Annotated in this window: 3 protein-coding genes; all 3 read right to left on the minus strand. The window is 45.2% G+C overall.

What is annotated here, in order from left to right; all coding sequences use genetic code 11:
- The coding region (icmH, locus tag CAG68_RS04100; protein WP_161440812.1) for a type IVB secretion system protein IcmH/DotU at positions 1 to 588 on the minus strand (588 nt) is incomplete at its 3' end.
- Positions 585 to 1,910 carry a type VI secretion system baseplate subunit TssK gene (tssK, locus tag CAG68_RS04105; RefSeq protein ID WP_086047485.1) on the minus strand — a complete coding sequence of 442 codons (1,326 nt, stop codon included), beginning with the start codon at positions 1,908 to 1,910 and terminating at the stop codon, positions 585 to 587. The genes icmH and tssK, both read right to left, overlap by 4 nt.
- Before the next feature lie 11 nt (positions 1,911 to 1,921).
- Positions 1,922 to 2,311 (minus strand): type VI secretion system lipoprotein TssJ (tssJ, locus tag CAG68_RS04110; RefSeq protein ID WP_161440813.1); only part of this gene is annotated, 390 nt, incomplete at its 5' end.

Consider the following 2,311-nt stretch of genomic DNA (forward strand, 5'->3'; position numbering starts at 1 on the left):
TCGATAAATGGTGCTGCCAATTTCCGCTAACTTTTCGTTGCCACGCTCTTCACGGCCGTACTTGCCTTGGAAACCAAGTTGAAGCAATAAATAGAGAAACTCTATAACGTGACGGTATTTGCGAGGGTCGGCTTTTAAGCGGTCGAGAATAACGAAAAACTTGTCACCACCAGATGTTTCGTTATGGAATTCAGACAGTAAGCTGTTCTGGCTCCAGTGACTATTTGCTCCCCATTCTTGCCGACAAACAGATTCATCAATCGCCGCACACAAGCAGTAACGAATAACAAGAACCGAAGCACGATCGAGCTCCATTTCATTAAGTTTTCGTTCGCCTTTTCGAATCTCACGTGCCACTTGTTCACGAAATGGCATCGGGTCATCAAGCCAAGGGATCGAAGACATACAAGACAGACTGGCGATCAACCATGAGAACTGGTCCACTAGCGGGTTAATACCCATGTTGTCGATAGATAGATCTTGTACTGCGATGTTTCTCGACAAGTCAGGCGCTGGCATTACCTCCATTGGTTTGCCAGGCTCTGGTTGGAATAAGACTACGGTGACGTCGGTTTCTGCGTAACTCATAGACGAACGGCCCAAAGTTGCAATGATAAGTTAGCGAAATCGCCCGCAACGTGAATCGCAATCGCAGCAGTGTTCTTCAATGCCATCCACTCTTCGCCCGTTTTATCGAGCTCGAAATAGGTGTAGCCAGCGTGATACGGCAGCGCGCGTGGCACAACTGGCATTGGTTTGATCTCAATCCCAGGCAGTTGAAGGTTAATCAAGTCACGTATGTTATCGATAGAGCCGATCTTCGTTTGGCTGACAAACTGGGTATGCAGAACATCCAAGGTCACGTCGGCTTTAACTGCGAGGATAAAGGTTGTCGTATCAATGATCTTATTGTCAGGGATTGCTGCCGTTCTGATGCCATAGTTCTGATCTTTTAAGGTCAGTGGAATTGCTCTTTGCTCAGACATCACGCTCAATGTCATTTTCGCACTGTCTAGGACGCGAGAAAGACAGCTAGTAAGATCACCATGATTGTACTTAGTAAACTCAATAGGTCGGCGTGTCGTTGAACACAGCGTCGAAAGCTCACCTTCTGCCTGAAGAAGAATTCGATACAAAGACTCAGGATGCACAGCTTCTGTGCTTGCGAAATGCCAAAACAAGGGTTCGTATCGGTTGAGCGCTTGCAATAGCATAAAGTCAGAAACCGATGATACGCCTTGTTGATCCACCACCCCTAATCGCTGAACTATCGATTCCGCGCGATGCTTCAACATAGAAGCAAACTCGGTCGCAAATTTACTCAGTACTGTCGACGCATGAATATCGATGCAGGTAGGAATGAAACTATCATCTAAGATCACGCTGCCATCAGGCTTCACTTCTGAGATCTTTAAGATCGGAATAGACGTGTAAGCACTCTTATCTTCATGATCGTACATTAAGCAAAAGTTAAGCTTACCGACGACGATATTTGCCATGTCTTCCGAATCATAACAAGCGTCAACCGCTTCTTGAGATTCCATCGTATAGCGCGCACCGTCTTTTTTGGTACCAAATAACTCAGAACGTTCCGATGGTAACGGACAGCACAAATAAACGACTTTATCGGCAATCGAAGGATCTACATCTTTCACTTCAGGCAGCTCAGCAAGCAACGGAAGCTCAAATGGTGTCCGGTCTTGTAAAATACCTTCAGCACGAGTAATACCGATTTTACCCAGTGCTAGTAACTGAGAGTTGATTTCTAAACGTTTAATTCCCCAATGCAAAGGCGATGCATTGGCACTCAGTAGGTTCGATAGTTTACTTTGCGAACGATCGAGTTGTTGAAAATGCTGCGGCTTCATGAACATTCCATCTTGCCAAACAACTGGATTGTATAAAGACATGTTTCTATCCCTTAAAAGTAAACCTGTTCAATGCCGCGAGTGTTATCAGAAATTAACTCACTGCCCTCTAACTTGAGCTTGATGTAGTACTCGCTCTTCTCTTCAATAACTTCCACTTTTCGCCATGACGAACCATCAATATCACGAAAAGCCACTGAAAAACCGACGGCACGAGTGTCAGGGTCTAGCGTTAGCATTTCATGAACTTTTCCACCTGGCTGTATTTGATATTCGTAACGTTTGATGTACTCATCACCCAACGACGCTTTATCGCTCTCAAACAAGGCAAAGAAATCTAAGCTTCGGAACAATACTGGCGAACTTAATTCGTGAAGACGGAGAATAACTGGAGATGACTGGCCCCCATTTCTCACATTGAGTACAGGTGATGCCTCAATAAC

It is taken from the genome of Vibrio sp. V42_P2S4T144, assembly GCF_009904715.1.
In the GTDB taxonomy this organism is placed as follows: domain Bacteria; phylum Pseudomonadota; class Gammaproteobacteria; order Enterobacterales; family Vibrionaceae; genus Vibrio; species Vibrio alginolyticus.

Bases quoted from the DNA above. Each gene is read 5' to 3' on its own strand.
- tssK (WP_086047485.1), bottom strand. From the start codon at position 1,910: ATGTCTTTATACAATCCAGTTGTTTGGCAAGATGGAATGTTCATGAAG.